Origin of the sequence: Paraburkholderia phenoliruptrix, from assembly GCF_902859825.1 — a bacterium.
GTDB lineage: Bacteria > Pseudomonadota > Gammaproteobacteria > Burkholderiales > Burkholderiaceae > Paraburkholderia > Paraburkholderia phenoliruptrix.
Genome location: NZ_CADIKB010000034.1, coordinates 24336 through 45127 on the forward strand (window position 1 = coordinate 24336; position 20792 = coordinate 45127).

Sequence of the window (20792 nt, forward strand, 5' to 3'; positions counted from 1 at the left end):
GACAAACGCCGCACAATGTGCGGCGTTGTGTTATGGGTTTTCGCTAGGTGCGCGCGACGTGGCGCTCACGGCAGACCGGGCAATCCGGCTGCCGCGCAATGCGCATGGTGGTCCATTCCATCCGCAGCGAATCGAGCATGGTCAGCCGGCCGGTAAGCGGCGTGCCGATCTGGCCGATGACCTTCAGCGCTTCCGCCGCCTGCATCGACCCGATGATGCCGACCGTCGGCGCGAACACGCCCATGGTAGAACACGCGACTTCCTCGAACGGCTGGTCTTCCGGAAACACGCACGCGTAGCAGGGCGAGGCTTCGTCGCGGAAATCGAAGGTGCTGATCTGGCCGTCAAAGCGCAACGCCGCGCCCGACACGAGCGGCACGCCGTGCTTCACGCACGCGCGGTTGATCGCGTGGCGCGTCGCGAAGTTGTCCGTGCAATCGAGTACGACCGTGGCGCCCGCCACTTCGCGATCGAGCCAGGCGTCGTCCACGCGTTCGGCGACCGCGTTCACCCGCACTTCGGGATTGATGCGCGCCAGCGTGTCGCGCCCGGACTCCACCTTCTTGCGTCCGACGGACGCGCTCACATGCAGGATCTGCCGTTGCAGATTGGTGAGGTCGACCGTGTCGGCATCCACGAGCGTCAAGCGCCCGACGCCCGCCGCCGCCAGGTACATCGCAGCAGGCGAACCCAGCCCGCCCGCGCCGACGATGATCGCGTGCGCGTCGATAAAGCGCTGCTGCGCCTCGATGCCGATTTCGTCGACGAGAATGTGGCGGGAATAGCGGAGGAGTTGATCGTCATTCATGGCGGGAGCCGGTGTGTCTTCGCGGTGCACGGACCGCGAAGACACGCGAGGTGTGCTGCTTGCGTGACTACTTGCCTTGCGTTGCCGGAGCGGAAGCCGGCGCGGTGTTCGACGCGCCCGGCACCGGTTGCGTCGGCTTGACCGCGACCGGCGCGGAGGCCGAAGTGGCCGGCTTGTTCTGCGCGAGACGGCGCTCGGTCAACGACTTCGACTCCTGCACCGGCTTGCCTTCCAGCTTGTTCAGCGCCTGTTGCAGCATGAAGTCGTCGGCGGAACCGAATTCGACCGGCTTGCGCTCGCGATCCTTCTGACGCTGTTCCGGCGTTTTCTTGTCGTTCTGCTCTTCGAGCTGACGCAACTGATCCATGCGATCCTGCTCGCGCTTCTCGGCTTCCTTCTTCTCGTTCGGATCTTGCGTATTGGCAAGGTGGTTCGAGTAGTCGACTTCGCGCGTGACGAGTGCGTCGTCCGGATCGCCTTCCGCGTATTGATCCACCGCGATGTCAGGACGGATGCCCTTGTTCTGGATGGAACGGCCGCTCGGCGTGTAGTAGTACGCAGTGGTCAGGCGCAGCGCGGTGTCGGCGGTCATGGGGCGCACGGTTTGCACCGAGCCCTTGCCGAAGGTCGTCTTGCCGACGATCAGCGCGCGATGCTGATCCTGCAGCGCACCCGCGACGATTTCCGATGCCGACGCCGAATACGCGTTGGTCAGCACGACCATCGGCACGGTCTTGAAGATCGGCGCTTCGTCCTTCAGCGGGTCGCTGTCGAAAGATTGCAGGCGGTAATTGTCGTAAGTGTCGCGATAGACCTGCTTCGAATCCGGAATCTGCCCGTTGGTGGACACGACCACCGAATTCGGCGGCAGGAACGCGCCGGCCACGCCGACCGCGCTTTGCAGCAGACCGCCGCCGTTGTTGCGCAGATCGAGGACGAGGCCCTTCAGATTGGGCTGCTGACGCGCGATGTCCTGCAGCTTCGCGGCGAGGTCGGGCGTGGTGCGCTCCTGGAAGCTCGTGATACGCACGTACGCGTAACCCGGCGCCAGAATCTTCATCTTGACCGATTGCACCTTGATGACCGCACGCGTGACGGTGAGCGGGAAGGTGCGGTCGTCCGTCTTGCGGAAGATGGTGAGCGTGACCTTGGTGCCCGGCTCGCCGCGCATCTGCTTGACGGCCTGGTCGAGCGTCATGCCGCGCACGGGCTTGTCGTTGATGCGCGTAATGAGGTCGCCCGGACGGATGCCGGCGCGGAACGCGGGCGTGTCTTCGATCGGCGAAATGACCTTGATCAGACCGTCTTCCGACGAAATTTCAATGCCGAGGCCCGCAAAGCGGCCTTTGGTCTGCTCCTGCAGTTCCTCGTAATCGGTCTTGTCGAGGTAGGACGAATGCGGGTCGAGGCTCGACACCATGCCCTTGATGGCGGCGGTGAGGAGCTTTTTATCGTCGACGGGTTCGACGTACTCGTGCTTGATCTGCCCGAACACTTCGGCAAAGAGCCTGAGCTGGTCCAGCGGCAACGGAGCGGCGGCGCTGGCAGGCTGCTGTGCCGAGGCCGAGAGTTGCAGAGTGGCAAATACACCGGTAGCAAGGCCCGCGGCGATCAGGCCGATATTTTTCAGGTTCTTTCGCATAGAGTCTGTTGCGGTCGGAAGCGCGTGGCAGCGTCGATAGAGATGGGGACGGACAAGTATAACTGCACACCCGCCCACAGAGGGCGCGGCGCCGGTAATCGAGGTTCGACAGCGCGGAGCGTGCCGGGTTCGGCGGACCGTGCGCCCGGCGGCGAAGTAATGTGCGGTAACAATGGATGGCGGTGGGCGGGAATGCTCTGCGGAGGAGCGCTTTGGCGGCTGGGTGGGTTGCCGGGCGCGCGTTCGCCGCCCTCGCCGCGTTCACCGCGAGCTTCGCGGCCACCTTCTTTAACAAAGATGCCCGCGAATGCGCCTGTTCATCCATCAAGCCCGCACAAGGACGAACAAACGCGAGCAAGCAGCGGTTGCAGGGACGGCCAGGAAATCTGGCGTGGGCAGGCGCCCGTCACTGCGCTGCGCCGCAATCAGCCCGCCTTGCCTTGCTTGGCAACCGCAGCCTGCGCCTTCGCGATGGCGTCCTGATCGCCGAGATAGTAGTGCTGGATGGGCTTGAGATTCTCGTCCAGCTCATAGACGAGCGGTACGCCGTTCGGAATGTTGAGCCCGACGATGCCGCTATCCGAGATGTTGTCCAGATACTTCACCAGCGCGCGGATCGAGTTGCCGTGCGCGGCGATCACCACCTTGCGGCCCGACTTGATGGCCGGTGCGATCGACTCGTTCCACAGCGGCAGCACGCGTGCGACGGTATCTTTCAGGCACTCGGTGAGCGGCAGCTGTTCGCGCGGCACCTTGGCGTAGCGCGGGTCGTCGTAGGGCGCGCGTTCGTCGGTCGGCTCGAGCGCCGGCGGTGGCGTGTCGTAGCTGCGGCGCCAGACGAGCACCTGTTCGTCGCCGAATTTCGCCGCCGTTTCCGCCTTGTTGAGGCCCGACAGCGCGCCGTAGTGGCGCTCGTTCAGACGCCACGAATGGACGACGGGGATGTACATCTGGTCCATCTGGTCCTGCACGTGCCACAGCGTGCGGATCGCGCGGCGCAGCACGGACGTGTACGCGATGTCGAACGTGTAGCCGGATTCCTTCAGCAGCAAGCCCGCCTGCTGCGCTTCGCGGTTGCCCTGCTCGGTGAGGTCGACGTCGACCCAGCCCGTGAAGCGGTTTTCCTTGTTCCACGTCGATTCGCCGTGGCGGATGAGAACGAGTTTGTACATAAGATTGCCGGTCGGTAGTAAGGAAGCGGTAAAGCGTGCGAAGCGCCCGCCGGGGAGCGCCGCCATCGCGTCAGACGGTTATTTTATAATGGCGGGATTGCCCTTTCCGATTTCTCTCTTTTCGGCGGATCTTCCGTGAAGTTTTTCACTGATTACACAAACCTTGTCCTGATCGCAATCGTCCTCATCTCCGGTGGGTTGCTGCTGTGGCCGACCATCAGCCGGCGCGGCCGCGGCGGCCTGTCGGCAGCCGAAGCCACGCAGTTGATCAACCGGCGCAATGCGGCCGTCATCGACCTGCGTCCGTCGGCGGACTTCGCCCGCGGCCATCTGCCCGCGGCGCGGCATCTTGAATTTGCCGAGTTGCAAGCAAAGGTCGCGCAACTGGTGAAGAATAAGAACAACCCCGTGCTGCTGGTGTGCCAGACCGGCCAGCAGTCGAACAAGGCAGCGCGTATCGTGCAGGACGCCGGATATGCGGAAGTCCACGTTCTGGAAGGCGGTGTCGACGCCTGGCAGAAAGCCGGTATGCCGGTTGTGAAACAAGGAGTAGCCAAGTGAACAAAGTGATCATGTACAGCACGCAGGTGTGCCCGTATTGCCAGATGGCCGAACGTCTTTTAAAGTCGCGCGGCGTCGAGAATATCGAAAAAGTACTGATCGACAAGGACCCGGCCCGTCGTGAGGAAATGATGACCAGGACCGGTCGTCGCACGGTGCCACAGGTGTTCATCGGCGAGAAGCATGTCGGCGGGTACGACGACCTTTCCGCGCTCGATCGCGCGGGCGGTCTGACGCCTCTGCTCGAAGCCGCCTGAGTTCGCGCGCATCTTGCGCGCGTGTCCCGGCGGGTGAAACACAAGCCGGCGCATCGTTGCTCCTCACCGGAGCCGGCGGTGCGCCGCAACGATCTGGCGGCCCATGGAACCCGTGGGCCGCCGCTACGCATATCTATCAGGGAATCACACCATCATGTCCGACGATAATAACCAGCCGTTCTTCAACATCCAGCGTATCTATCTGAAGGACATGTCGCTCGAGCAGCCCAATTCGCCGGCCATTTTCCTCGAGCAGGATATGCCGTCGGTCGAAGTGGAAGTCGACGTGAAGGCGGAGCGCCTCGCGGAAACCGTGTTCGAAATCCTCGTGACCGGCACCGTGACGGCCAAGGTGTCGGACAAGGTTGCGTTCCTGATCGAAGCAAAGCAGGCCGGCATTTTCGATATCCGCAACATCCCGGCTGAGCAGATCGATCCGCTCGTCGGCATTGCGTGCCCGACCATTCTGTTCCCGTACCTGCGCTCGAACATTGCAGACGCGATCACGCGCGCGGGCTTCCCGCCGATCCACCTCGCCGAAATCAACTTCCAGGCGCTCTACGAGCAACGTCTCGCGCAAATGAGCGGCCAGGACGGCGCCACGGCGCAAAACGGCGTCACGCATTAAGTGTCAGAGGCAGTGCCGGCCATGAAGGTTGCTGTCCTCGGAGCCGGCGCATGGGGCACAGCCCTCGCCGGCCATCTGGCCGTTCGGCACGACACCGTGTTGTGGGCGCGCGATTCCGTGCTTGTTGCCGATCTGTCCGCGTCACATGAAAACGCCCGCTATCTGGCGGGCGTTGCTTTGCCCGCGGCGCTTCGCTACGAGGCGGACCTGAACGCAGCGCTCGACCACGCGCTCGCCGACGAGGCGTTATGCGTCGTTGCGACGCCTGTGGCCGGACTGCGCAGTTTGATCCAGTCGATGCGCGATGCCGGCAAGGTTCCGGCGCATGTCGTCTGGCTGTGCAAGGGCTTTGAGGCGGACTCGCAGCTGCTGCCGCATCAGGTGGTCGCCGCGGAACTGCCGCAGCACGGCAGCAATGGCGTGCTGTCGGGTCCGAGCTTCGCGCGCGAAGTCGGCCAGGGCTTGCCGGTCGCGCTGACTATCGCGAGCGCTTCAGCGGCCTGCCGTGAGCGAACGGTGGCTGCGTTCCATCACGGCGCGATGCGCATTTACACCGGCGACGATGTGATCGGCGTGGAAGTGGGCGGCGCGGTGAAGAACGTGCTGGCCATCGCAACAGGCATTGCCGACGGTCTGGGTCTCGGCCTGAATGCGCGTGCAGCATTGATCACGCGCGGGCTCGCCGAAATGTCCCGCCTCGGCGTGACATTGGGAGGACGTGCCGAGACGTTCACCGGTTTGACGGGGCTCGGCGATCTGATTCTGACTGCCACCGGCGACCTGTCGCGCAACCGGACCGTTGGCGTGCAGCTCGCCGCGGGTCGTTCGCTCGCCGATATTCTGAGCGGCCTCGGGCATGTGGCCGAGGGCGTGCGCTGCGCGCAGGCCGTGCTCGCCATTGCGCGCGCTCATGCAATCGACATGCCGATCACCCAGGCGGTCTGTGCCGTGCTGTTCGACGGCGTGGCCGCGCGCGACGCCGTCAGCGCCTTGCTGCGACGCGACTCCAAGGCCGAATAGGCCCCATTGCGCTTTTTTTCCGTCGTTCCAATCAGTCGTTCGGCGTGCAAAACGCTGAACGGCTGCCTGCTCTCGCTGTCCATTGTGTATTGACTCCTGGGTCAGCGAGGTTCACATGCTCACTATCGATCGTTGCACGCTGGAAGCGCGCGTGGCCGACATCACGACGCTTGATGTGGATGCCATCGTCAACGCGGCCAATACTTCGTTGCTCGGCGGCGGCGGTGTGGACGGTGCGATTCATCGCGCGGCCGGCCGGGAGTTGCTGCGCGAATGCGAAACGCTTGGCGGCTGCGCGACCGGCGATGCCAAACTCACGCGCGGCCACCGTTTGCCAGCGCGATATGTGATCCACGCGGTCGGCCCCGTATGGCGCGGCGGCACGCACGGCGAGCCCGACCTGCTCGCTTCGTGCTACCAGCGCTCGCTGGAGGTGGCGCGCGAGGTGAATTGCGCGAGCATTGCGTTCCCGGCAATTAGTTGCGGCATCTACCGTTTTCCAGCCGACGAGGCGGTTCGCATCGCGATCGACACGGTACTCGAAAACCTGCCGCGCATGCCGCAGCTACAAAGCGTGATCTTTGCCTGTTTCGACCACGCGATGTTCGAGCGCTACCGCACTGAATTGAGAGGCCGTCAGGCGCCACCCTCGAAGCCCATCTGACGCCACGCTTCGAACACCACAATTGCGACGGTATTGGATAGATTCAGGCTGCGGTTGCCGGGACGCATGGGCAGCCGCACGCGCTCTTCGCTGCCGAATTGCTCAAGGACCGAGTCCGACAGGCCACGCGTTTCGGCACCGAACACGAACCAGTCGCCGGCGGCGAACGCGTGGTCGTGAAAGCGGCCCGAGCCCCGCGTGGTGAACGCGAACATGCGCGATGGCTCGGGCGACTCCTTCGCGATGAACGCAGCCCAGTTCGCATGCACATTCATTTGCGCGTACTCGTGATAGTCGAGGCCGGCGCGGCGCAGCTTGGCGTCGTCGAGCGGAAAGCCGAGCGGCTCGATCAGATGCAGACGCGCCCCCGTGTTTGCGCACAGGCGGATGACGTTGCCGGTGTTCGGCGGAATTTCCGGTTCGACGAGAACGACATTGAACATAACAGTAGCCAGGTAAAAACTAGTTTTTCGGTGTGCGCAGCGCGACGAAGTTCGTGACCCGGCGCGCGCCCGCTGCCTTTAATGTGCGAGCCAGCGCTTCGAGCGTTGCGCCGGTCGTCATGACGTCGTCGACAATGCCGATGTGCTGCCCTTCGACGCGTCGGGCAACCTCGAACGCGCGCCCCACATTCATTCGGCGCGCATCGAGGTCGAGCCGCGACTGCGGCGCGGTTTCGATGACCCGGCGCAGCAGCGTCGCGTCAGCGGGTACACGCAATGCACGAGCCAAAGGCCGGGCGATCTGCCAGGCCTGGTTATAACCGCGCTCGATCAGGCGGCGACTCGCAAGCGGCACCGGTGCGATCACGTCTGGACACTCGGACGGGTCTTGCCAGGCATCTTCTGCGAGACGCGCGAGGCGCCGCGCGAACTCACGCGCCAGCATGAGCTGCGCACGAAACTTCAGGGCGACCGCGAGCGTGTCGAGCGGCGCGCCGTAGTCGGCGAGCGCAAAGGTCGCGTCGAACGGCGGCTTTTCGGCGATGCAGTCTGCACAGCGATATGACGCACGGCGCCCTCGGAATGTGACAGGCAACGGAACGGCGCATACGTCGCATCGCAAAGCGCCGTCATTCCAATAGGATTCGTCGCAAAAGGTGCACAGCGGGTTATGCGACAAATTGCCGCACAAATTGCAGGCATTCGGCAGTACCGCCTGCAACGTGCGCGGCCATGCCGATTCCAGGCCGCGCGCGAATCGCGCGAGGCCGCTTCGTGACGACTGGAAATGGGCTCGGAGTGACATACGGGGACGGCCGCTCGGGCCTTCGGCGCTGAATCGAAGGAAGCGAACGAGTATACTTCGGGCTCCACGCCAGTACGACACCCATGTCCCCAACGCCCCCTCAATCCGGCCGTCCGGCCTATGACTCCCGGCGCCTGCGGCGGATTTTCGACCGCCGTGCCGCGACTTTCGACGACGTCGCCTTTCTGCCGCGCGAAATTTCGCAGCGCATGCGCGAGCGTCTCGATTACATCAAGGTCGCCCCGGCGAGCGTGCTCGACGCGGGTTGCGGTGCGGGCGAAGATATTCCCGCTCTGCGCGAGCGTTTTCCTGAAGCGCCGGTGTTCGGCACGGATCTGTCGCGCGGCATGCTCACGCGCGCGCTGCGCCACGATTCCGGCGACACGAGCTGGCGCCGCTTCCTGCCGGCCACGCTCGGCAAGGCGCTGGGCGCGCGCGGTCCGCGCTTCGCGCAAGCCGACTTCGCCGCGCTGCCCTTCGCGGCGGGCGCGTTCGAATTCATCTGGTCCAATCTCGCGCTTCACTGGCACTCGCGGCCCGACCTTGTGTTCCCGGAATGGCAGCGCGTGCTGAAGGTGAACGGGCTCCTGATGTTCAGCACGCTCGGCCCAGACACGCTGAAGGAGTTGCGCGGCGCCTACGCTGAAGTGGAAGCGGCGCACGGCATCGCCTCGCGCAAGCACGTGATCGATTTCGTCGACATGCACGATCTCGGTGACATGCTCGTGGAAAGCGGCTTCGAGATTCCCGTGATGGACCAGGAGACGCTCACCATCACTTATAAATCGCCGGAATCGCTGCTCGCGGACGTGCGCCGTTGGGGCGCGTATCCGTTCGAGCGCGAACCGTCTTCGGGCGCGGCGGCACGCCGGTTGCACAAGGCATTGCTGGCCGCACTACAAGCGCGCCGGCGCGGCGACGGCACTATCGCGCTGACCTTCGAGGTGATCTACGGACACGCATGGAAAGCCGTGCCGCGCACGACGGCAGAAGGGCATGGCATTGTGCGGATCGAGGATATTGGACGAGGTTCGCCAAGGAATCGCTGAAGCGGTAAAGAAGACATCTGTTATGTCTGAAATTACCGTTTCCAAACACCTGCAAAAGGTGCGGCAAAACGGCGCGGAGGCTTGTCGCGCCTGGCTTGTGGGGCAGCCGGGGCTTGCTTGTGGATGCTATGGATCGCGCCTATAATGCGTCAGTTTGTCGCCCGGAGTTCCCACATTTGGGGCGGCAGGCCCGAGGCACTGGGCCGCAGCAAGCGTTGGCGCGGTAGCGGTCAGGCGGCCGGAACAAGAGGCCGTGGTCTGGCGCAGTTGGAGCGTCCCCGGCGGCCTTTGGGACGATCGGCGGGAGGCAGCGATGGAAGCATCTGATCTGCTGGCGGATTCTGAACCGGTCCTGAAAGACTGGACGATGAAGCGCAACTGCTCCATGTCGCCGCGGCAGTTCGTCTGTTTCTACGTGTCGCTTGCGTTGTTCTCGTTGGCAATTGCTTTCATGCTGGTTCTGGTCGGCGCCTGGCTGGTGTTGCCGTTCACCGGTATTGAATTGCTGGCAGTGGGCGTCGCGTTTGCCATTTATGCGCGCCATGCTGTGGATTACGAACGCATCCGGCTGTTTCCGAACCGGCTCGTGATCGAACAGGTGAGTGCCGAGCAGGTCACGCAGTTCGAGTTCAATCCGCGCTGGGTGCGGATCGAGGCTGGCGCAACACCGCGTGATCAGATCAGGCTGATCTCGCGCGGCGAGACGATCATGATCGGGCAGCACCTCGCGCAGCACCGGCGCGCGCAGTTCGCCGGCGAATTGCGTATGTGGCTCGCGCGGTGTTAGACGCGCCGGGGCATGCGGCATTCGCGGCAGCGGTGAGCGGGCGGGCTAGCGGGGTCGGCGGGCCAGCGGGGTCGAGGGTTTGAATGGAAATTTTGGGTAAGGAAGCTATGAAAACAATCAAGCGAGCGCTCATGGGCGTGCTGGCGATGAGCGGACTGCTTTTCGCCGGTGCCGCCCTGGCAGTGGGCGATGTTCCGGGCGGCCCCGCCGTCAACGAGATCAATCTCCAGCCGCCTGCGACGAAAATCGCTGAGGAGCTCTACAGCCTCCACACGCTGATGCTGATTCTGTGCACGGTGATTTTCGTCGGCGTGTTCGCTGTGATGTTCTATTCGATCTTTGCGCACCGCAAATCGAAAGGGCACAAGGCTTCGAACTTCCACGAAAGCACCACCGTCGAAATCATCTGGACGATCGTGCCGTTCGTCATCGTCGTGTTGATGGCGCTGCCCGCCACCAAGACGGTCGTCGCGATGAAAGACACCACCAATGCCGACGTCACCATCAAGGTCACCGGCTATCAGTGGAAGTGGGGCTACGACTACGTGAAGGGTCCGGGCGAGGGCATCAGCTTCCTCTCCACGCTCGCCACGCCGCGTGCTGAAACCGACGGTCGTCAGCCGATTTCCACTACGTATCTGCAGGAAGTCGACAATCCGCTCGTCGTGCCGGTCGGCAAGAAAATCCGCATCATCACCACTGCGAACGACGTGGTGCACTCCTGGTACGTGCCGGCGTTCGGCGTGAAGCAGGACGCGATTCCGGGCTTCGTGCGCGACACGTGGTTCAAGGCGGAGAAGGTCGGCACGTTCCGCGGCTTCTGTACCGAACTGTGCGGCAAGGAACACGCGTTCATGCCGGTCGTGGTCGAAGTGCTGTCCACCGACGACTACGCGAAGTGGGTCGACGCGCAGAAGAAGAAAATGGCCGCGGGTCAGGACGACCCGAACAAGACGTACACGATGGCCGAACTGATGGAGCGCGGCGGCAAGGTCTACGCAGCGAACTGCGCGGTCTGCCATCAGCCCACGGGTAAGGGCGCAGGTGCGTTCCCAGCGCTCGACGGCAGCAAGATCGCCAACGGTCCGATCGCCGAGCACGTCAGCCTCGTGCTGAAGGGCAAGAACGCCATGCCTTCGTGGGCGCCTACGTTGAACGATGTGGAAATCGCTTCGGTCGTCACGTTCGAGCGCAACTCGTGGGGCAACCACACGGGCGACATTCTCCAGCCGAAGCAGGTCGCGGACGCGCGTAACGGCAAGCTGCCGGAAGGCGGCAACCATCTCGCCGACGCCGGCGCGCCGGTGTCCGATGCATCGGGCGCGCAAGCCGCATCGGGCGGGGCGGCTTCTGAAGCGTCGAGTGCGCAAGCCGCCGCGGCGGGTTCGGAAGGCGCAGCGGCACTGCCGGCCAGCATCTATTTCGAAACTGGCAAGAGCACGCTGCCGGCCGACGCCAAAGCGGCAGTCGAGGCCGCTGCGGCCTATGCGAAGGCGCATCCGGACGCGAAGTTCGCCCTGTCGGGCTTCACCGACGCCACCGGTTCCGCCGGCACCAACGCGAAGCTCGCGAAGAGCCGCGCGGAAGCCGTGCGCGACGCGTTGAAAGCAGCCGGCATCGCCGAAGACCACATTATTTTGAAGAAGCCGGAAACGATCACGGGCGGCAGCGACGCAAAAGAAGCGCGCCGTGTTCAGATCAGCGCGGCTGCAAGCCCGGCTGCCTGACATGTCATGGTCAGCACCGCAGTATTCGCTTTAGGAGATTGTCATGTCTAGCATCGGACACGATGTAGTCGCGGGCCACGAGCACGTGCACGGCGACCATGCCCACGAAACGCCGCACGGCTGGCGTCGTTGGCTGTTCGCAACCAACCACAAGGACATCGGTACGCTGTACCTGATCTTCTCGTTCACCATGTTCCTCTCCGGAGGCGTGATGGCGTTGATGATCCGTGCCGAGCTGTTCGAGCCGGGCCTGCAGATCATGCGCCCCGAGTTCTTCAACCAGTTGACCACCATGCACGGCCTCATCATGGTGTTCGGCGCGATCATGCCGGCCTTCGTCGGCTTCGCGAACTGGATGGTGCCGCTGCAGATCGGCGCATCGGACATGGCCTTCGCCCGTATGAACAACTTCAGCTTCTGGCTTCTGCCGGTGGCGGCTGTTCTCCTCGTCGGTTCGTTCTTCTCGCCGGGCGGCGCGACCGCCGCGGGCTGGACGCTCTACGCGCCGCTCTCCACGCAGATGGGCCCGGGCATGGACTTCGCGATTTTCGCGGTCCACTTGATGGGTGCGTCGTCGATCATGGGCGGGATCAACATCGTCGTGACGATCCTGAACATGCGCGCGCCGGGCCTCACGCTCATGAAGATGCCGATGTTCGTCTGGACGTGGCTCATCACCGCGTACCTGCTGATCGCCGTGATGCCGGTTCTGGCTGGCGCGATCACCATGGTGCTGTTCGATCGTCACTTCGGCACGTCGTTCTTCAACGCGGCAGGCGGCGGCGACCCGGTCATGTACCAGCACATCTTCTGGTTCTTCGGGCACCCCGAGGTGTACATCATGATCTTGCCGGCGTTCGGGATCGTGTCGCAGGTCATTCCGGCGTTCTCGCGCAAGCCGCTGTTCGGCTATAGCTCAATGGTGTACGCCACGTCGTCGATCGCGATTCTGTCGTTCATGGTCTGGGCGCACCACATGTTCGCCACCGGCATGCCGGTCACGGGCCAGCTGTTCTTCATGTACGCGACCATGCTGATCGCCGTGCCGACGGGCGTGAAAGTGTTCAACTGGGTCGCCACCATGTGGCGCGGTTCGCTCTCGTTCGAAACGCCGATGCTGTTCGCGGTGGGCTTCCTGATCGTGTTCACGTTCGGCGGTCTGTCGGGTCTCATGCTCGCGATGGCGCCGCTCGACATCCAGTATCACGGTACCTACTTCGTGGTGGCGCACTTCCACTACGTGCTGGTGGCGGGTTCGCTGTTCGCGCTTTTCTCCGGCTGGTATTACTGGGCGCCGAAGTGGACCGGCTGGATGTACAACGAAACGCGCGGCAAGATCCACTTCTGGGCGTCGCTGTTCTTCTTCAACCTCGCGTTTCTGCCGATGCACTTCGTCGGTCTCGCCGGCATGCCGCGTCGTTACGCCGACTATCCGGCGCAGTTCACCGACTGGAACCAGGTCATCTCGATCGGCGCGTTCGGTTTCGGTCTCGCACAGGTGTACTTCCTGTTCGCGGTTGCATTGCCCGCTTATCGCGGCGGCGGCGATCACGAAAAGGCGAGCGACAAACCGTGGGACGGCGCAACGGGCCTCGAATGGACCGTGCCGAGCCCGGCCCCGTTCCACACGTTCGAACATCCGCCGACCGTCGAGTAATCGTCGTTGGGCGCGTTGACCGGTTCCGGCGGCGGCAGCAGTGCCGCTTCCGAACCGGGCAGCCGCGAAAGCGGCGAGCGCTGTGAAATGGCTGTAATGGCCGCAGTGAGCAGAGCAGTAAAAAGAGCAGCACAAACGGTATTCAGAAACGTGAGCATGACGCGCAATCCACAGGAAAGACGTACGCCGGAGCAGATTCGCGCGAGCAACAGGCGGTTAGGTCTCGTGCTGCTTGCTATCGCAGCGGTTTTTTTCGCCGCCGTCATCGTCAACCAGGGTTGGTTTTCCTGACGGGAACGGGTAGCCCGGGTTTGCAGTTTGTTGAGGATTGAGATGTCGACGCAGCCGCCGGCTCAGGCCGATCGCTCTTTTAACCGTTCGATGCTGATCAAGCTGTTCGTCGTCGCGTTGATGATGTTCGGTTTCGGTTTCGCGCTGGTGCCCATGTACCGCGCGATCTGCCAGATCACCGGCATCAACAACCTCGTGCAGCGCGATGCGACGGCGCGCGAGGCGAAGAATACGCAGGTCGACATGAGCCGCACGATTTCGATCGAATTTGATGCGAACGCGCGCGGCCCGCTCGGTTTCAAGCCCGAGCAGCACAGTCTGGACGTGCACCCGGGCGAAGTGACGACGGTGATGTACGAGGTCAGCAACGAACAGGCGCGCACGATTCAGGCACAAGCCATTCCGAGCTACGCGCCGAAGCAGGCGACCGAGTACTTCAAGAAGATCGAATGTTTTTGCTTTACGCAGCAGACGTTGAAGGCGAACGAGACGAGGCGCATGCCGGTGGTTTTTGTCGTCGATCCCAAGCTGCCGAAGGATGTGAAAACGATCACGTTGTCGTACACGTTCTTCGAGTTGAACACGCCGGCAACGGCAAAGGTCGGAAGCGCGGCGCTTCCGGCTGAGACGGCGGCCACGGCCGCCAATCCCGCCTGATGGCCAAAGCCCGGGCGAAGGAAGACAACAATGAGCGATAACAGCGGCGGCCCGCGCAAAAGCAGCTTTGGCCAGTCGATGCGGGCGGTGTTCTGGTCGTTTTTCGGGGTGCGCAAGCGGCGCGATCTGGAAAGCGACGCCACGCAGCTCAATCCGCTGCATGTGATTATCGCGGCGCTGATCAGCACGGCGATTTTCATCGGCGTGCTGATTCTGGTGGTCCGGGCGGTGGTCGGCTGAGACGCCGGCACGGCGCGGGCACGATGCAGGACCGGGCGCGCGGCGCCCACGAATTAGAGTGAAGCGGTGCGGTACACACGCGCCGTCGAAGATGCAGCCGGAGTTTCCGGAACAACTGGACTGAAGTGGAGAATCAAGAATGAGCGGTCAAAACGAGAGCCCGTACTATTTCGTACCGCATCCGTCGCGGCATCCGATCAGCGCCGCGGTTGGCTTGCTGATCATGCTCGGATCGCTGGCGGCCTGGATCAACGAACATGAACTGGCGCCGATCGGCGTGGTCGTCGGTCTGTTGTGGCTGCTCTTTACGCTGTGGCACTGGTTCGGCGACGCCATTGCGGAATCCGAAGGCGGCATGTACGGCAAGAACGTCGACAAGTCGTACCGTTGGAGCATGAGCTGGTTCATCTTCTCCGAGGTCATGTTCTTCGGCGCTTTCTTCGGCGCGCTGTTCTATGCACGCGCCATTGCGCTGCATGAACTGGCCAGCCTCGACTACAAGCTGATCTGGCCGGATTTTTCGGCGGTGTGGCCGAACAACGGTCCGGCTTCGCTAGTGTCGACCTTCAAGTCAATGACGCCGTGGCCCGTGCCGACTATCAATACGGCGCTGCTGCTGTCGTCGGGCGCGACGCTCACGGTCTCGCACCACGCTCTGCGTGAAAATCATCGCAAGAAGGCGATTGTGTGGCTGGCGGCTACGCTGGTGCTCGGCGTCTGCTTCCTGTTCCTGCAAGGCTTCGAATATTTTCACGCGTACAACGAACTGAACCTGACGCTGGCTTCAGGCGTGTATGGCTCGACGTTCTTCCTGCTGACCGGCTTTCACGGTTTCCACGTGTTCCTCGGCGGCACGATGCTGGCAGTGGTGCTGGTGCGCATGATCCGCGGCCATTTCACAGCGGATCACCACTTCGCGTTCGAAGGTGCAGCCTGGTACTGGCACTTCGTGGACGTGGTCTGGCTCGGGCTGTACGTCGTCGTGTACTGGCTGTAAGAAGGCCGGCCTGCGCGCCGGCTGCTCTTGCGGATCGTGCGCGGGCGGCCTGTTGCGTAAGCTGTTCGCGGCGCGCGTTGCCAAAGAAGCGGTCGACGCGCAAGGCGACGGGCCGTCGTTGGGCAGGTCGCGAGCAGTTCACAAGCAGTGAGCGAAGCAGCGGGCGGAACGTCCGCAGCAAATACGCAGAATTGGATGCAGCGCCGCCCTCGACCCTGTCAGGGCGGCGTTTTGCTTTGGCGCAAGAGAGCTCTAATTCCGGACTCAGCGCCCGTACGGAATGCCGGTAGACTGAATCCAGCCCATCCAGTAGGCGAACAGGATGAAGAGGAACAGCGAGATCGACAGTCCGACTCGCGTGGCGAGCGACCAGACCATCCGTTTGGTTTTGCCCTTGTCATGCATCATGAAGTACAGCGCCGACACCATGCTGGCGATGATCAGTGCAAAGGCAATGGGAACGAGAATGTGCATGGAACCTGCTGAAACGAAAAAGCGCGAAGGCAACATAGTCATTATCTCACCGCGAGCCGGCGTTTGCCCCGCGTCTCTCGCGGGGATCAACGCAGTGCGGGAGTGCGGTCGATGAAAATCCGGCTCGTTCCGGCGTTGTTGATCCTCTTCGTCGTCGTGGTGACCGTGCGGCTCGGTTTCTGGCAGCGCGAGCGCGCGCATCAGAAGGAGGCGCTCGAGGCGCGCATCACGCAATTTGAGAATGCGCCCGCGCAGCCCGTCACCGGCGCGCCCGTGGCCTTGAAGGACATCGAATTCCATCGCGTCAAAGCGCGCGGCACGTTCGTCGCGGACAAGGTCGTGTATCTCGATAATCGTCCGTATAACGATCAGCCGGGCTTTTACGTCGTGATGCCTTTTAAACTCGCCGACGGCGGGTACGTGCTGGTGAACCGCGGCTGGTTGCCGCGCAATATGAGCAATCGCGAAACGATCGCGCCGTACGTCACGCCGCCGGGCGAGATTGAAATCGAAGGCATTGCGCGCGCGGATGCGACGCGCGCCTACGAGCTCGGGCAGGGCGGGTCGGCCGCGCATCAGCTGATTCGCCAGAATCTCGACGTCGCCGCCTACGCCGCGGAGACCGGATTGCCTTTGCAATCGTTCGTGATCCAGCAATTGAGCGACGACGGCGACAAGCTCGTGCGCGATTGGCCCGCGCCAACCAGCGGCGTCGAGCGCAATTATGGTTACATGTTCCAGTGGTGGGGCATGGCGGCTGCGGCGCTCGCCTTTGGCCTGTACGCGGCGCGCCGCGCGGCGAGAAAAGAGCATGCGCCCGGCGTGTAATGCGCAGTGCTGCGCGCGGCTTCACGCGAATCCCGCGCCGGCAGAACAATCATTGAAAGAGGTCAGGTAGTGTCCACGCAATCTCCCCGTTCGCCGCAGTCCGGCAATTCCGCTGCCCAACCCGCCGCCGCCCAACCGGCCGCCGCGCAGGCCAACGCCGCCCAACCCGCCGCAGCGAAGCCAATGCCCGGCCAGCCCAACGGCCGCGGCTCGTGGCAACGCGGCCGCTGGATGCTGCTGCTGGTGGCGATTGTCTGCGGTGCGCCGATCGCCATCTCGTACTTCATGTACTACGTGGTCAAGCCGACGGGCGGCACCACGAGCTACGGCACGCTCGTCGAACCGCAACGGCCGATTCCGGATTCGCTCGTCGTCACGGGCGAAAACGGCAAGCCGCTCAAGCTCGCCTCACTGCGCGGCCACTGGCTGATGATCTCCGTCGACAGCAGCGCCTGCGACAAAGCCTGCGCCACCAAGCTCTACTTCATGCGGCAAATCCGCGCGGCACAGGGCGCGGAACGCGAGCGCGTCGTGGAAGTGTGGCTGCGCACCGATGCGGGCAACGTCGCGGACGTGATACAAAAGGCGTACCCCGACACCGACATGCTGGTCGCCGATCCGGCGCAGGTCTCGGCGTGGCTGCCCGTCGACCAGGGCACCCAGATTTCCGACCACCTCTATCTGGTCGATCCGAACGGCAATCTGATGATGCGTTTCCCGAAAGACCCGAACCCGAGCAAGATCAAGGGCGACCTGACCAAGCTGCTGAAGTGGTCGCGCATCGGCTGACGCCGTCACCAGGGTAAAGAAGATGTTCGTTCTGCAATTAGGCCTGATCGGCTTGTGTATCGCGTTGTTGCCGCTGTCCTACGTGTGGGTCAAGGCCGACGACAACAAATTCCGCAAGCTTGTCTGGCTCACCACTTTTCTCACACTCGACCTCGTGATGTTCGGCGGCTTCACGCGTCTCACGGATTCGGGGCTCGGCTGTCCGGACTGGCCCGGCTGCTACGGCACGTCGTCGCCGTTCATCGCGCACGCGGCCATCACCGCGGCGCATCAGGCCATGCCGACCGGCCCCGTCAGCATGACGAAGGCCTGGATCGAGATGATCCACCGCTATTTCGCCATGGCGATCGGCGTGCTGATCATCGCCCAGACGATCATTGCGTGGGTCGCGCGCATCAAGCGCCGCCCGCTGCACGTGTCGCCGTGGTGGCCGACTTCGCTGCTGCTGCTGATTCTCGTGCAAGGCGCATTCGGCGCGTGGACCGTGACGATGAAGCTGCAGCCGGTCATCGTGACGACACATCTGCTGCTCGGTCTCGCGCTGCTCGGCACGCTCGGCTGGCTCGCCGCGCGGCAAACGCCGCTGCCCGCCTATGAACCGGAGGCCGCGCGCTGGCGCGCCGCGGCGCTCGCCGGTCTCGTGCTGCTGGTTGCGCAGATCGCGTTGGGCGGCTGGGTCAGCACGAATTATGCTGTGCTCGCATGCACGGATTTCCCCACGTGCAACGGACAATGGGTTCCGCCAATGGATTTCACGCACGGCTTCCACCTGTGGCGCGCGCTCGGCATGACGGGCGACGGCGACATGATCACGCAAGATGCGCTCGTCGCCATCCACTGGACGCATCGCACATTTGCGTTCGTGGTGATTGTCTACCTGGTGTGGTTTGCGTGGAAGCTGCGCCGCTTCGAGTCGCTGCGGCGTCCCGCGAACGGCGTCTTGCTGGTCGTGCTGATCCAGTTCGTCACCGGGCTGTCGAACATCGTGCTGCAATGGCCGCTGCCTGTTGCGGTAGCGCATAACGGCGGCGCCGCGGTCCTGCTGCTTTTGCTCGTTATGTTAAACTTTCGAATCGCTTATAGCCGTCCCGGCCGCGCCGTGTTGCCTGCGCGCGATGCCGCGCCAGCGTGACTCCACATGGACAGCACAACACTCTCCCAAACGCCCGGCAGCCGGATGTCCCAGTACATCGCCCTGACCAAGCCGCGCGTCACGCAACTCGCCGTGTTCTGCGCCGTCATCGGCATGTTTCTGTCGACGCCGGGCATGGTGCCGTGGACCGTTCTGATCGGCGGCACCGTCGGCATCTGGCTGTTGGCCGGCGCGGCGTTTGCCATCAATTGTCTCGTCGAACAGAAGATCGACGCGAAGATGCGCCGCACTTCGTGGCGTCCGTCGGCGCGCGGCGAAATTACCACTGCGCAGATACTGCTGTTTTCGGCCGTGCTCGGCGGCCTCGGCATGTGGACGCTCTACACCTTTGCGAATCCGCTGACCATGTGGCTCACGCTCGCCACCTTCGTCGGCTACGCGGTGATCTATACGCTGCTGCTGAAGCCTGCCACGCCGCAGAACATCGTGATCGGCGGCGCCTCGGGCGCCATGCCGCCGGCGCTCGGCTGGGCCGCCGTGACGGGCCATGTTCCCGGCGACGCGTGGATTCTCGTGTTGATCATCTTCGTGTGGACGCCGCCGCATTTCTGGGCGCTCGCGCTGTATCGGCGCAAAGACTATGAAAACGCCGGCCTGCCCATGCTGCCCAACACGCATGGCGAAAAATACACGCGGCTGCACATTCTGCTTTACACGGTGATCCTGTTCGCCGTCACCATGATGCCGTTCATCTCCGGCATGAGCGGCGTGGTCTACCTTGCCGCGGCGGTCTTGCTGGGCGCCGTGTTTCTCGCGTATGCGTGGAAGATCTACCTCGAGTATTCGGACGATCTGGCGCGCCGAACCTTCCGTTATTCGATCGTCTACCTGTCGCTGCTGTTCGCCGCGCTGCTGATCGACCACTATGTGCGCGTTGTGATCGGCGCGTAATACCCATGCTCTCTACCCGCTTCGGGCGCGCGGCGCGCGCTGCTGTGATTGCTTGCGCGCTCGGCGGCGCGTTGTTGGTTGGCGGCTGCGGTAAAGAGCAGCCGGCCTTCCAGAATCTCGACATTACGGGCAACACGCAATTCGGCAGCAACTTCTCGCTGCCGGACACGTCCGGCAAGGTCCGCACCATGGCGGACTACAAGGGCAAGGTGGTCGTGCTGTTCTTCGGCTATACGCATTGCCCGGATGTGTGCCCGACCACCATGGCCGAGCTCTCGCAGGCGCTGCAGCAACTCGGCCCCGAAGATGCGAAGCGCGTGCAGGTGCTGTTCGTCACCGTCGACCCGGAGCGCGATACCGCACCGCTGCTCGCGCAATATGTGCCGGCGTTCAATCCGACCTTCGTGGGTTTGCGGCCCGCCGACGAGGCCGAGCTCAAGAAGGTGACGAAGGACTTCCGCGTCTACTACGCGAAGGTACCCGGCAAGACGCCTGACAGCTACACGATGGACCACACCGCGGCGAGCTACGTGTTCGATACCGACGGCAAGCTGCGCCTGTTCGCGCGCGACGGCCAAGGCGCCGCGCCGTGGGTGCACGACATCAAGCTGCTGCTCGACTGACGCGGCGACGAGGCCGCGTCCAAAGCAAGTCGGAACCGCGTCCACCGCCGCGACACCGCCGCGTCACCCCAGGCACATCTTCCCGCGACAACCTCAAACCGGTATCGGCAGATTCAGGCCCGGCGCGAGTCGCGTGGTCTTGAATTCCGTCACCTCATAACGCGCGAGATTCTGCACGGCGAACGGGTCGCTTGCGAGGATCGCGTCGAGCCTGTCGCGCTCGATGCGCACCGCCAGAATGATGCCGCCGTCGCGCGGCACCTTCGGCCCGGCGGCCACGAATACCCCCGCCTCGAACTGCCTTGCCAGGAACGCGCGATGCGCTTCGAGCGCGTCGTCGATCCGTTCGAGCGGTGCGGTGTAGATCAGGTTGATGACATACATGGATGAGCGTCCTCGGGAGCAATGAAGAGGCCGCGAAAACTCGCGGCAAGACTCCGGATTATCTGCCACCGCGCGGTGCAGTGGTGTCAGAGCGCGTCGCATACTCATATGCCATTGCGGTATTTCCCATCTTGCGCAGCCTGTGAGACGATTTACGGTCCGGCTGGAGGCGCCGCTGTCGTTGCGCGGTGACGCGTGTGTCGTGAGCGTGTGCTTCCGGCTATCACCCGGGTCCGTTTGCGAAC

Annotated in this window: 25 protein-coding genes; 18 read left to right on the plus strand and 7 right to left on the minus strand. The window is 63.4% G+C overall.

The genetic code is table 11. The annotated features are described in order from the left end of the window. Positions 1-43: 43 nt before the first annotated feature. The 3 genes from HV711_RS25605 to gpmA all read right to left on the minus strand — a co-directional run bounded on the left by HV711_RS25605 (position 44) and on the right by gpmA (position 3622). Positions 44-808, minus strand: a complete 765-nt coding sequence (locus tag HV711_RS25605) for a HesA/MoeB/ThiF family protein (protein WP_028361598.1) — start codon at positions 806-808, stop codon at positions 44-46. 67 nt (positions 809-875) lie between these two features. Then, complete coding sequence (locus HV711_RS25610) at positions 876-2450, minus strand: S41 family peptidase (protein WP_013587000.1); 1575 nt, start codon at positions 2448-2450, stop codon at positions 876-878. Between the two features lie 425 nt (positions 2451-2875). Further along, positions 2876-3622 carry a 2,3-diphosphoglycerate-dependent phosphoglycerate mutase gene (gene gpmA, locus HV711_RS25615; RefSeq protein WP_035480625.1) on the minus strand — a complete coding sequence of 249 codons (747 nt, stop codon included), beginning with the start codon at positions 3620-3622 and terminating at the stop codon, positions 2876-2878. A gap of 135 nt (positions 3623-3757) precedes the next feature. Here gpmA and HV711_RS25620 point away from each other — a divergent pair, with 135 nt between their 5' ends. The 5 genes from HV711_RS25620 to HV711_RS25640 all read left to right on the plus strand — a co-directional run bounded on the left by HV711_RS25620 (position 3758) and on the right by HV711_RS25640 (position 6752). Further along, complete coding sequence (locus HV711_RS25620; RefSeq protein WP_013587002.1) at positions 3758-4183, plus strand: rhodanese-like domain-containing protein; 426 nt, start codon at positions 3758-3760, stop codon at positions 4181-4183. Continuing rightward, positions 4180-4440 carry a glutaredoxin 3 gene (gene grxC / locus HV711_RS25625; RefSeq protein ID WP_006048078.1) on the plus strand — a complete coding sequence of 87 codons (261 nt, stop codon included), beginning with the start codon at positions 4180-4182 and terminating at the stop codon, positions 4438-4440. The genes HV711_RS25620 and grxC overlap by 4 nt, the downstream gene beginning before the upstream one ends. 154 nt (positions 4441-4594) lie before the next feature. Continuing rightward, entirely contained in the window at positions 4595-5068 is a 474-nt protein-coding gene (secB, locus tag HV711_RS25630; RefSeq protein ID WP_028361600.1) for a protein-export chaperone SecB, read from the plus strand. Between the two features lie 21 nt (positions 5069-5089). After that, positions 5090-6088 (plus strand): NAD(P)H-dependent glycerol-3-phosphate dehydrogenase, encoded by a 999-nt coding sequence (locus tag HV711_RS25635; RefSeq protein ID WP_035480624.1) that lies wholly within the window; start codon positions 5090-5092, stop codon positions 6086-6088. Positions 6089-6203: 115 nt separating this feature from the next. Then, positions 6204-6752 carry an O-acetyl-ADP-ribose deacetylase gene (locus tag HV711_RS25640; protein ID WP_013587005.1) on the plus strand — a complete coding sequence of 183 codons (549 nt, stop codon included), beginning with the start codon at positions 6204-6206 and terminating at the stop codon, positions 6750-6752. Here HV711_RS25640 and trmL read toward each other — a convergent pair. Both trmL and HV711_RS25650 read right to left on the minus strand, forming a co-directional pair. Further along, on the minus strand, positions 6725-7195 hold the full coding sequence (gene trmL / locus HV711_RS25645; RefSeq protein ID WP_035480623.1) for a tRNA (uridine(34)/cytosine(34)/5-carboxymethylaminomethyluridine(34)-2'-O)-methyltransferase TrmL: 471 nt from the start codon (positions 7193-7195) through the stop codon (positions 6725-6727). The two genes, HV711_RS25640 and trmL, sit on opposite strands and share 28 nt — an antisense overlap. Positions 7196-7214: 19 nt before the next feature. Further along, the gene (locus tag HV711_RS25650) at positions 7215-8000 is read right to left on the minus strand and encodes a ComF family protein (protein WP_035480622.1); all 786 of its coding nucleotides are present in this window, start codon (positions 7998-8000) and stop codon (positions 7215-7217) included. Between the two features lie 83 nt (positions 8001-8083). Here HV711_RS25650 and HV711_RS25655 point away from each other — a divergent pair, with 83 nt between their 5' ends. From HV711_RS25655 to HV711_RS25690, 8 genes are all read left to right on the plus strand, one after another. Further along, positions 8084-9049: a methyltransferase domain-containing protein gene (locus tag HV711_RS25655; RefSeq protein ID WP_028361604.1), complete on the plus strand. Its 966-nt coding sequence runs from the start codon at positions 8084-8086 to the stop codon at positions 9047-9049. A gap of 313 nt (positions 9050-9362) precedes the next feature. Next, complete coding sequence (locus HV711_RS25660) at positions 9363-9836, plus strand: DUF2244 domain-containing protein (RefSeq protein ID WP_028361605.1); 474 nt, start codon at positions 9363-9365, stop codon at positions 9834-9836. Positions 9837-9919: 83 nt separating this feature from the next. After that, positions 9920-11563 carry a cytochrome c oxidase subunit II gene (gene coxB / locus HV711_RS25665; protein WP_035480621.1) on the plus strand — a complete coding sequence of 548 codons (1644 nt, stop codon included), beginning with the start codon at positions 9920-9922 and terminating at the stop codon, positions 11561-11563. Between the two features lie 43 nt (positions 11564-11606). Then, entirely contained in the window at positions 11607-13220 is a 1614-nt protein-coding gene (gene ctaD, locus HV711_RS25670) for a cytochrome c oxidase subunit I (RefSeq protein ID WP_013587011.1), read from the plus strand. A gap of 156 nt (positions 13221-13376) precedes the next feature. Continuing rightward, positions 13377-13511, plus strand: a complete 135-nt coding sequence (locus HV711_RS33295; RefSeq protein WP_015001523.1) for a cytochrome oxidase small assembly protein — start codon at positions 13377-13379, stop codon at positions 13509-13511. 42 nt (positions 13512-13553) lie between these two features. Next, positions 13554-14168: a cytochrome c oxidase assembly protein gene (locus HV711_RS25680; protein ID WP_028361607.1), complete on the plus strand. Its 615-nt coding sequence runs from the start codon at positions 13554-13556 to the stop codon at positions 14166-14168. Positions 14169-14198: 30 nt separating this feature from the next. Continuing rightward, a complete protein-coding gene (locus tag HV711_RS25685) occupies positions 14199-14408 on the plus strand; it encodes a DUF2970 domain-containing protein (RefSeq protein WP_013587014.1) in 210 nt (69 codons plus the stop codon). Between the two features lie 139 nt (positions 14409-14547). Next, complete coding sequence (locus HV711_RS25690; RefSeq protein ID WP_013587015.1) at positions 14548-15405, plus strand: cytochrome c oxidase subunit 3; 858 nt, start codon at positions 14548-14550, stop codon at positions 15403-15405. Positions 15406-15669: 264 nt separating this feature from the next. Here HV711_RS25690 and HV711_RS25695 read toward each other — a convergent pair whose 3' ends face one another. Beyond that, positions 15670-15879 (minus strand): twin transmembrane helix small protein, encoded by a 210-nt coding sequence (locus HV711_RS25695; RefSeq protein ID WP_013587016.1) that lies wholly within the window; start codon positions 15877-15879, stop codon positions 15670-15672. A gap of 111 nt (positions 15880-15990) precedes the next feature. On the opposite strand from HV711_RS25695, the gene HV711_RS25700 reads away from it, so the two are divergent. The 5 genes from HV711_RS25700 to HV711_RS25720 all read left to right on the plus strand — a co-directional run bounded on the left by HV711_RS25700 (position 15991) and on the right by HV711_RS25720 (position 20163). Next, on the plus strand, positions 15991-16707 hold the full coding sequence (locus tag HV711_RS25700) for an SURF1 family protein (RefSeq protein ID WP_013587017.1): 717 nt from the start codon (positions 15991-15993) through the stop codon (positions 16705-16707). Between the two features lie 69 nt (positions 16708-16776). Continuing rightward, positions 16777-17496, plus strand: coding sequence for an SCO family protein (locus HV711_RS25705; RefSeq protein ID WP_035480620.1), 720 nt, complete (start codon positions 16777-16779; stop codon positions 17494-17496). Positions 17497-17518: 22 nt separating this feature from the next. Then, entirely contained in the window at positions 17519-18628 is a 1110-nt protein-coding gene (locus tag HV711_RS25710; RefSeq protein WP_035480619.1) for a COX15/CtaA family protein, read from the plus strand. 6 nt (positions 18629-18634) lie between these two features. Then, positions 18635-19540: a heme o synthase gene (gene cyoE, locus HV711_RS25715; RefSeq protein ID WP_013587020.1), complete on the plus strand. Its 906-nt coding sequence runs from the start codon at positions 18635-18637 to the stop codon at positions 19538-19540. Between the two features lie 5 nt (positions 19541-19545). Further along, complete coding sequence (locus HV711_RS25720) at positions 19546-20163, plus strand: SCO family protein (RefSeq protein ID WP_035480617.1); 618 nt, start codon at positions 19546-19548, stop codon at positions 20161-20163. 93 nt (positions 20164-20256) lie between these two features. Here the strand turns inward: HV711_RS25720 and HV711_RS25725 are convergent, their stop codons facing one another. After that, positions 20257-20547: a YciI family protein gene (locus tag HV711_RS25725; RefSeq protein ID WP_035480615.1), complete on the minus strand. Its 291-nt coding sequence runs from the start codon at positions 20545-20547 to the stop codon at positions 20257-20259. Positions 20548-20792: the final 245 nt, after the last annotated feature.

Coding starts and splice junctions, on each gene's coding strand:
- HV711_RS25605 (WP_028361598.1), bottom strand. CDS start 808: ATGAATGACGATCAACTCCTCCGCTATTCCCGCCACATTCTCGTCGAC.
- HV711_RS25610 (WP_013587000.1), bottom strand. CDS start 2,450: ATGCGAAAGAACCTGAAAAATATCGGCCTGATCGCCGCGGGCCTTGCT.
- gpmA (WP_035480625.1), bottom strand. CDS start 3,622: ATGTACAAACTCGTTCTCATCCGCCACGGCGAATCGACGTGGAACAAG.
- secB (WP_028361600.1), top strand. CDS start 4,595: ATGTCCGACGATAATAACCAGCCGTTCTTCAACATCCAGCGTATCTAT.
- HV711_RS25635 (WP_035480624.1), top strand. CDS start 5,090: ATGAAGGTTGCTGTCCTCGGAGCCGGCGCATGGGGCACAGCCCTCGCC.
- HV711_RS25640 (WP_013587005.1), top strand. CDS start 6,204: ATGCTCACTATCGATCGTTGCACGCTGGAAGCGCGCGTGGCCGACATC.
- trmL (WP_035480623.1), bottom strand. CDS start 7,195: ATGTTCAATGTCGTTCTCGTCGAACCGGAAATTCCGCCGAACACCGGC.
- HV711_RS25650 (WP_035480622.1), bottom strand. CDS start 8,000: ATGTCACTCCGAGCCCATTTCCAGTCGTCACGAAGCGGCCTCGCGCGA.
- HV711_RS25655 (WP_028361604.1), top strand. CDS start 8,084: ATGTCCCCAACGCCCCCTCAATCCGGCCGTCCGGCCTATGACTCCCGG.
- HV711_RS25660 (WP_028361605.1), top strand. CDS start 9,363: ATGGAAGCATCTGATCTGCTGGCGGATTCTGAACCGGTCCTGAAAGAC.
- coxB (WP_035480621.1), top strand. CDS start 9,920: ATGGAAATTTTGGGTAAGGAAGCTATGAAAACAATCAAGCGAGCGCTC.
- ctaD (WP_013587011.1), top strand. CDS start 11,607: ATGTCTAGCATCGGACACGATGTAGTCGCGGGCCACGAGCACGTGCAC.
- HV711_RS33295 (WP_015001523.1), top strand. CDS start 13,377: ATGACGCGCAATCCACAGGAAAGACGTACGCCGGAGCAGATTCGCGCG.
- HV711_RS25680 (WP_028361607.1), top strand. CDS start 13,554: ATGTCGACGCAGCCGCCGGCTCAGGCCGATCGCTCTTTTAACCGTTCG.
- HV711_RS25685 (WP_013587014.1), top strand. CDS start 14,199: ATGAGCGATAACAGCGGCGGCCCGCGCAAAAGCAGCTTTGGCCAGTCG.
- HV711_RS25690 (WP_013587015.1), top strand. CDS start 14,548: ATGAGCGGTCAAAACGAGAGCCCGTACTATTTCGTACCGCATCCGTCG.
- HV711_RS25695 (WP_013587016.1), bottom strand. CDS start 15,879: ATGCACATTCTCGTTCCCATTGCCTTTGCACTGATCATCGCCAGCATG.
- HV711_RS25700 (WP_013587017.1), top strand. CDS start 15,991: ATGAAAATCCGGCTCGTTCCGGCGTTGTTGATCCTCTTCGTCGTCGTG.
- HV711_RS25710 (WP_035480619.1), top strand. CDS start 17,519: ATGTTCGTTCTGCAATTAGGCCTGATCGGCTTGTGTATCGCGTTGTTG.
- cyoE (WP_013587020.1), top strand. CDS start 18,635: ATGGACAGCACAACACTCTCCCAAACGCCCGGCAGCCGGATGTCCCAG.
- HV711_RS25720 (WP_035480617.1), top strand. CDS start 19,546: ATGCTCTCTACCCGCTTCGGGCGCGCGGCGCGCGCTGCTGTGATTGCT.
- HV711_RS25725 (WP_035480615.1), bottom strand. CDS start 20,547: ATGTATGTCATCAACCTGATCTACACCGCACCGCTCGAACGGATCGAC.